Origin of the sequence: Kineococcus siccus (genome assembly GCF_009906795.1) — a bacterium.
Taxonomy (GTDB): Bacteria; Actinomycetota; Actinomycetes; order Actinomycetales; family Kineococcaceae; genus Kineococcus; species Kineococcus siccus.
Map to the genome: position 1 here is coordinate 1 of NZ_JAAALN010000215.1, position 6,788 is coordinate 6,788.

The following is a 6,788-nucleotide window of genomic DNA, read 5'->3' on the forward strand; positions in this document are numbered from 1 at the left end:
GTCCCAGCACCGTCCCCGGACGCTAGGCGGGCGCTGCCCGCCGCCCGGGCGCCGTCGCGGCGGCTGTGGACGCCCGGCCGGAGGCCCGGCTGTGGACGCCGCGGCGCGGTGGCCCGGCGGGTGCGCGGGCGCCGCGTGCGCAGGACGATGACCCCGTGCCCACCACCGCGGACGAGTTCGTCAAGCGCCGGCCGGGCGCACCCGGGGCGGCCCTGGCCGTCGAGGCCGCCGGCCTGCGGTGGCTCGCGGCCGCCGGCGGGGTGCGGGTGTGCGCGGTCCGGGACGTGCGCCCCGACGAGCTCGTCCTCGAGCGGATCGCGCCCGTCGCGCCCTCGGCGGCGGACGCGGCGGAGTTCGGGCGCGCCCTCGCGCACACGCAGGCCGCCGGGGCCCCGCACCACGGGGCCGGGCCGCCCGGCGTCGAGGGGGACGGCTGGATCGCCGCCCTGCCGCTGCCGCTGACGGGCGCCCCGCAGCCGTGGGGTCCGTGGTTCGCGGAGCAGCGCGTCGAGCCCTTCCTGCGCGCCGCCCGCGACGCGGGGGCGGTGGACGCGGCGGGGGCGCGGACCGTCGGGGCGGTGTGCGAGCGCCTCGCCGCCGAGGACGAGGCCCTCGTCGTCGGCGGCGCCGCGCCCGCCCGGCTGCACGGCGACCTCTGGTCCGGCAACGTGGTCTGGTCGGGCGCGGGTGCGGTCCTCGTCGACTGCGCCGCGCACGGCGGGCACCGCGAGACCGACCTCGCGATGCTCGCGCTGTTCGGGCTGCCGCACCTCGACGTCGTGCTCGACGCCTACGACGAGGCGGCGGGCACGCCCGCGGGCCGCGCGGACCGCGTTCCGCTGCACCAGCTTGACCCGCTCCTGGTGCACGCGGTGCTGTTCGGCGGCGCCTACGGGGCGCAGGCCGTGGACGCCGCCCGGCGGAGCCTCGCGCTGTGACGGCCCCCGGCCGCCCACCGGTGCACGAGTACCCCGTCACCGTGGAGCGCCTGCTCGTCTCTCCCGGGCACGCCTACTTCGGCCGCCCGAAGGACGGCCCCGACGACGTCGAGACCCAGGACGCCGCCGAGGTCGAGGTGGTGGCCGGACTGGGGCTGCGCGGCGACCGGTTCTTCGGCAAGGCCGCGCACATGGACGCCGCCGTCACCTTCCTCGCCGCCGAGGCGTGGGAGGCCGTCGCCGCCGACCTGGGGCTCGCGGCGGTGCCGGACCCCCTGCTGGCCCGCCGCAACGTCGTGCTGCGCGGGGCGGAGCTGGACCCGCTGCGCGGCGAGGACTTCGAACTCGTCACGGCCGCCGGGACGGTCCGCTTCCACGGCGGTCGCCCCGCGAACCCGTGCGCGTGGATGGACCGCGTCGTCGTGCCGGGGGCCCACCGCGCCCTGCGGGGCCGGGGCGGCCTGCGCTGCACCCCGCGCAGCGACGGCCGCCTCGTCGTGGGTCCCGCGACGCTGCGCTCGCCCGTCCCGCTCGACCCGGCGCGCGCGGGCGAGGCGGTGCTGCGCCGCACACCGCTGCCGTGAGGCGCCCTCCGGACACGGCCCGTGATCGACGTGCGGACGTCCGCAGCCGCTGCGAGGCTCGACGACATGGTGAAGAAGGGTGACCACGTCAGCTGGAACACGTCGCAGGGCGAGACGGAGGGGAAGGTCGTCGACAAGGTGACCGACGACTTCGAGATGTACGGCCACAAGCGCAAGGCCGACGACGACAACCCCCAGGTCATCGTCAAGAGCGACAAGAGCGGCAAGGAGGCCGCCCACAAGGAGGGGTCCGTGGACAAGACCTGACCGTGGGACAGTGGGGCGGTGACCGACGTCGCCGCCCCGAACGCTGCCGGCCCCACCTACGCCGGGCTCGGTGAACCCGCTCTCGGGCCCCTGGACGGCCGCTACCGCCGCTCGGTCGCACCGCTCGCGGTGCACCTGTCCGAGGCGGCGCTGAACCACCGCCGCGTCCTCGTCGAGGTCGAGTGGCTCGTCCACCTCGGCACGCACGACGTGGTCCCGGGGGTCCGCCGCCTGACCGCGGAGGAGATCGGGTTCCTGCGGTCGCTGCCCGCCGGGTTCGACGCCGCCGCCGTCGCGGAGATCGCGGAGATCGAGCGCGTGACCGTGCACGACGTCAAGGCCGTCGAGTACTGGATCAAGCGCCGCCTCGAAGGCACGTCGCTCGCCGACGTCGCGGAACTCGTGCACCTGTTCTGCACGAGCGAGGACATCAACAACCTCGCCTACTCGCTGATGGTGCGCGACGCCGTGCGCGAGGTGTGGTTGCCGGCCGCGACCGGGCTGGCCGACGACGTGGCCGCGATGGCGCGCGACCTGCGCGACGTCCCGATGCTGAGCCGGACGCACGGGCAGCCCGCGACGCCGACCACGCTGGGCAAGGAGCTCGCCGTGTTCGCGCACCGGCTGCGCCGCCAGCTCGCCCGCGTCGGCGCGGCCGGGTTCCTCGGGAAGTTCAACGGCGCCACCGGCACCTACGCCGCGCACCGCACCGCCGTGCCCACGACGGACTGGCCCGCCACGGCGCGGGAGTTCGTCGAGGGGCTGGGGCTCACGTTCAACCCGCTCACGACGCAGATCGAGTCGCACGACTGGCAGGCCGAGCTGTACTCCGACGTGGCGCGCTACGGCCGGGTGCTGCACAACCTGTGCACCGACGTGTGGACGTACATCTCCCTCGGCTACTTCGCGCAGGTCCGGGGCCAGGGTTCGGTGGGCTCCTCGACCATGCCGCACAAGGTGAACCCCATCCGCTTCGAGAACGCCGAGGCGAACCTCGAGCTCTCGGGCGGCGTCTTCCGGGTCCTCGAGGACACGCTGACGTCGTCGCGGCTGCAGCGCGACCTCACCGACTCCTCGATGCAGCGCAACATCGGCGTCGCGTTCGGGCACTCGCTGCTGGCCGTCGAGAACGTCCGCAAGGGCCTGGCCGGCCTCGACGCGGCCCCGGCGGTCCTCGCGGCCGACCTGGACGCGACGTGGGAGGTGCTGGGCGAGGCGGTGCAGTCGGTGATGCGGGTGCACGGGCTGCCGGAACCCTACGAGCGCCTCAAGGAGCTGACGCGCGGCCGCAGGGTGGACCAGGCCAGGCTGCGCGAGTTCGTCGCGGGGCTCGGGCTGCCCGAGGGCGAGGCCGCGCGGCTGTCGCTGCTCACGCCGGCCGACTACACCGGCGACGCCGCACGTCTCGTGGACGTCCTGGACAGCCCTCCCGAGCATTGAGAGCCGTCCTCGTCGAGGAGTTCGGGGCACCGCCCCGGCTCGCCGACGTCCCCGACCCCTCCCCCGCGCCGCACGGCGTCGTGGTCGCCGTCGAGGCGACCGGGGTGTGCCGCAGCGACTGGCACGCCTGGCAGGGCCACGACGACGGCGTCGTCCTGCCCCACGTCCCGGGCCACGAGCTCGCGGGCACCGTGGCCGCGGTGGGGGCCGACGTGCGGGGGTGGCGGACGGGCGACCGCGTCACCGCGCCGTTCGTGACCGCCTGCGGCAGCTGCGCGGAGTGCGCCGCCGGGCAGCAGCAGGTCTGCCGGCGCCAGACCCAGCCGGGGTTCACGGCGTGGGGTTCCTTCGCCGGGCTGGTCGCCCTCGACCACGCCGACGTGAACCTCGTCGCGCTGCCGCCGGCGCTGTCCGCCGCGCACGCCGCGGCCCTCGGCTGCCGGGTCGCCACCGCGTTCCACGCCGTCGCCGACGTCGGGCGGGTGCGCCCCGGGGAGCGCGTCGTCGTCCACGGCTGCGGCGGGGTGGGCCTGTCGGTCGTGTCCCTCGCCGTCTCGGCCGGCGCCCGCGTCGTCGCGAGCGACCCGTCGCCGGCCGCGCGGGACCTGGCGCGGGCCTTCGGCGCCGAGCACGTGGTGGACCCCGCCGCGGGCGACGCCGTGGCCGCGGTCACCGACCTCACCGGCGGTGGCGCGCACGTGGCGTTCGACGCCGTCGGCAGCGTGGCGACGTGCGAGGCGTCCGTGCGCAGCCTGCGCACGCGGGGCCGGCACGTGCAGATCGGCCTCCTGCCCGCGGCGCTCGGCCGCCCCGCCGTCCCCATGGACCGCGTCGTGGCGCTCGAGCTCAGCGTCCTCGGCAGCCACGGGATGGCCGCGCACGACTACCCGCGCCTGCTCGACCTGGTGGTGTCCGGCCGCTTCCCGGCGGCCGACCTCGTGCAGCGCGTGCTCCCGCTGGAGTCGGGCCCGCGGGCCCTCGCGGACCTCACGACCTCCGCCGGCGCGGGCATCACCGTCCTGCAGCCCTGACCGTCACGGCGGCTCCGACCGTCACTGCAGGGCGGACGTCAGGCGCGCCAGGTTCTCCTTGATGACGTGCGCGCGGGAGCGCGACATCCACTGCGCCAGCGTCAGCTCCGTGCACACGGCGCGGTAGCCGTCCTCGATCGCGCGCAGGTCGTCGACGAACTCGTGCCCGCACACCATGAGGGTGAGCTCGAGGTCCAGCAGGAACGACCGCATGTCCATGTTGCTGGACCCGATGAGGCCGACGTCGTCGTCGACCGTCAGGTGCTTGGCGTGCAGGACCGCCGGCGCGGGGTAGCGGAAGATGCGCACCCCGGCCCGCAGGAGGTTCTCGTAGTAGGAGCACTCCGCGTAGTGCACGAGCGCCTGGTCGCCCAGCTCCGAGACGAACAGCTCGACGTCGACCCCCCGCTCGGCGGCCGAGGTGATCGCCGCGAGCATCGACTCGTCCGGCACGAAGTAGGGGCTCGTCACCGAGATGCGGCGGTGCGCGGAGTAGAACAGCGCGTTGAACAGCTTGAGGTTGTTCTCCCCGTCGAACCCCGGGCCGCTGGGGACGACCTGGCACTCCAGCTTCCCCGGGCCCCGGGGGAACGTCACCGGCCGCGCCTCGTCCTCGAGGAGCTCGTCGGTCTCGGAGTACCAGTCGGTGATGAACAGGGCGTCGACACCGCTCACGACGGGTCCCTCGAGCCGGACCATGAGGTCCTGCCACCGCAGCCCGCGCCGGACGTTGCCGCGCTTGTCGTAGCTGCGGTCGATGACGTTCTGCGAACCCACCCAGCCGACGTCGCCGTCGACGACGAGCAGCTTGCGGTGGTTGCGCAGGTCCGGCCGCTGGTACCTCAGCCTGTGCAGCTGCACGGGCAGCATCGGGTGCCACTCGATGCCGGCCTCGTCGAGGAACCTCGTCGTCCGGCGGTAGCCGGGGTAGCGCAGCGAGCCGATGTGGTCCAGCAGCAGGCGCACCCGCACGCCCCGCTGCACCGCGCGCGCGAGGCTGTCGAAGAACTCCTCCGTCGTCGCGTCGCGGATCATGATGTAGAACTCGACGTGCACGTAGTCGACGGCCGCGTCGATCGACTCCGCCATGCGCCGCAGCGCGTCGTCGTAGTCGTCCACGAGCTCGGCCTGGTTCCCGCCGACCAGGGGCATCGACCCGAGGTTGCGGTTCATCGCCACGATCCCCGCCAGCCACGGCGGCCAGGGGTGCTCGGTGCTGACCAGGTCCATGCCCGCGGTCGTCCGCAGGATGAGGCGGTTGATCTCGCGCTGCTTGCGCCGCCGGCTGCGGGGCAGCTTGGGACTGCCGATGAGGAGGAACGCCAGGATCCCCAGGTAGGGGACGAAGAAGATGGTCAGCAGCCAGGCGAGGGCCGAGCTCGGGCGCCGGTTGACGGGGACGACGGCGATCGCGGTGACGCGGACGACGAAGTCGACGGCCAGCAGCGCGACGGCGGAGACGGTGAGGGACGGCGCCGAGTCCGGCAGCCAGTCGAACACCGGCTCAGATCTCCACCGGCCCGCGCGACGTCTCGAACGTCACCGCGCGCAACCCGGTGCTGGCACCGTCGGGCAGCCACGTGAACTGCAGCCGGTCGACGACGTACTCCGGTTCCAGGCCGAGCCAGCCGCGGACGTGCTCGCGCTGCCCGGCGATGGTGAGCCCGGTGAGGCGGGTGCCGCCCGCGAGGGCGATGGCCGACGGGTGCTGCGTCGCGGGCCCGGACCACTCGATGAGCAGCGGCAGCTGCGGGTCCTCGCGCAGTCCGGGGGCCCCGATCTGGCGCCACCGCAGCTCGACGCCGTCGGGGCGCCGGCGCACGCCCTCCTCGGCGGCCTCACCCAGCCGGTCGACGTAGGCGTCCAGGTCGTCGACGGTGACGGCCCACGTGAACCAGCCGCCGCCCGCGTCGGAGCGCTCGCGCACGGCCCGGCCGAACAGCGCCTTCTCGGCGACCGGGTGGTCGAGCACCTCGACGACCTCGATGTAGCAGCCGTCGGAGAGCGGCAGGACGACGTTGCGGGTCCCGAACCGGGGGTGCGGCCCCCCGTCGATCGTCCGGACGCCCAGCTGCGCGGCGAGCGTGCGTGCGGTCGCCTGCAGGCCTTCCGGCCCGGCGGCGAAGCCCACGTGGTCCAGGCGCATGCCCGTCATCGTCTCAGAGGTCCCCGGCCCGGCTCGCCAGCCGGTCCGCGAGCCGCCGCACGTCGGCCACGTCCACGGCCCGCGGGCCGGTGCCGCGCCGAGCGCACGAGCTCGCGAGCAGCTGCAGCGCCTCGTTGACCGAGGTGGGCACACCGGCCTCGCGCCCGAGCCGGACGACCTCCCCGTTCAGCCAGTCGGTCTCCACGGTCCCGCCGCGGCGCAGGCTCTGCCACGAGGAGGACCCGGGACGCTCGGCGCCCGCCACGGGCGCGGTGCGGAAGCCCAGCGCCGCGAAGGCCGGGAACGCCTCGGCACGCCCGAGGGCCGGCAGGCCCGCGGGCGTGCCGAGGCGTTCCCGGCCTTCGCGGCGCTGGGCTTCCGC

The 6,788-nt window shown here is 75.2% G+C and carries 8 protein-coding genes; 5 read left to right on the forward strand and 3 right to left on the reverse strand.

Features of this window, described 5'->3' with window-relative positions:
* Positions 1-155 precede the first annotated feature (155 nt).
* The 5 genes from GTR02_RS18190 to GTR02_RS18210 all read left to right on the forward strand — a co-directional run bounded on the left by GTR02_RS18190 (position 156) and on the right by GTR02_RS18210 (position 4,260).
* Positions 156-938 carry a fructosamine kinase family protein gene (locus GTR02_RS18190; RefSeq protein ID WP_338073905.1) on the forward strand — a complete coding sequence of 261 codons (783 nt, stop codon included), beginning with the start codon at positions 156-158 and terminating at the stop codon, positions 936-938.
* On the forward strand, positions 935-1,522 hold the full coding sequence (locus GTR02_RS18195) for a molybdenum cofactor biosysynthesis protein (RefSeq protein WP_338073906.1): 588 nt from the start codon (positions 935-937) through the stop codon (positions 1,520-1,522). Before GTR02_RS18190 ends, GTR02_RS18195 begins: the two co-directional genes overlap by 4 nt.
* Positions 1,523-1,588: 66 nt before the next feature.
* Positions 1,589-1,789 carry a hypervirulence associated TUDOR domain-containing protein gene (locus GTR02_RS18200; RefSeq protein WP_166608899.1) on the forward strand — a complete coding sequence of 67 codons (201 nt, stop codon included), beginning with the start codon at positions 1,589-1,591 and terminating at the stop codon, positions 1,787-1,789.
* An 18-nt stretch (positions 1,790-1,807) separates the two neighbouring features.
* Complete coding sequence (purB, locus tag GTR02_RS18205; protein WP_166608900.1) at positions 1,808-3,229, forward strand: adenylosuccinate lyase; 1,422 nt, start codon at positions 1,808-1,810, stop codon at positions 3,227-3,229.
* The gene (locus GTR02_RS18210) at positions 3,226-4,260 is read left to right on the forward strand and encodes a zinc-binding dehydrogenase (RefSeq protein ID WP_166608901.1); all 1,035 of its coding nucleotides are present in this window, start codon (positions 3,226-3,228) and stop codon (positions 4,258-4,260) included. Before purB ends, GTR02_RS18210 begins: the two co-directional genes overlap by 4 nt.
* A 21-nt stretch (positions 4,261-4,281) precedes the next feature.
* Here GTR02_RS18210 and cls read toward each other — a convergent pair whose 3' ends face one another.
* The 3 genes from cls to GTR02_RS18225 all read right to left on the reverse strand — a co-directional run.
* Entirely contained in the window at positions 4,282-5,760 is a 1,479-nt protein-coding gene (gene cls / locus GTR02_RS18215) for a cardiolipin synthase (protein WP_338073907.1), read from the reverse strand.
* Between the two features lie 4 nt (positions 5,761-5,764).
* A complete protein-coding gene (locus GTR02_RS18220) occupies positions 5,765-6,406 on the reverse strand; it encodes a VOC family protein (RefSeq protein WP_166608902.1) in 642 nt (213 codons plus the stop codon).
* 13 nt (positions 6,407-6,419) lie between these two features.
* Positions 6,420-6,788, reverse strand: a 369-nt coding sequence (locus GTR02_RS18225; RefSeq protein ID WP_205709566.1) for a ketopantoate reductase family protein, incomplete at its 5' end; no start/stop codon positions are given.

What these genes read in the sequence shown, in the direction of transcription:
- GTR02_RS18200 (WP_166608899.1), top strand. Translation starts at nt 1,589, where the DNA reads ATGGTGAAGAAGGGTGACCACGTCAGCTGGAACACGTCGCAGGGCGAG.
- GTR02_RS18220 (WP_166608902.1), bottom strand. Translation starts at nt 6,406, where the DNA reads ATGCGCCTGGACCACGTGGGCTTCGCCGCCGGGCCGGAAGGCCTGCAG.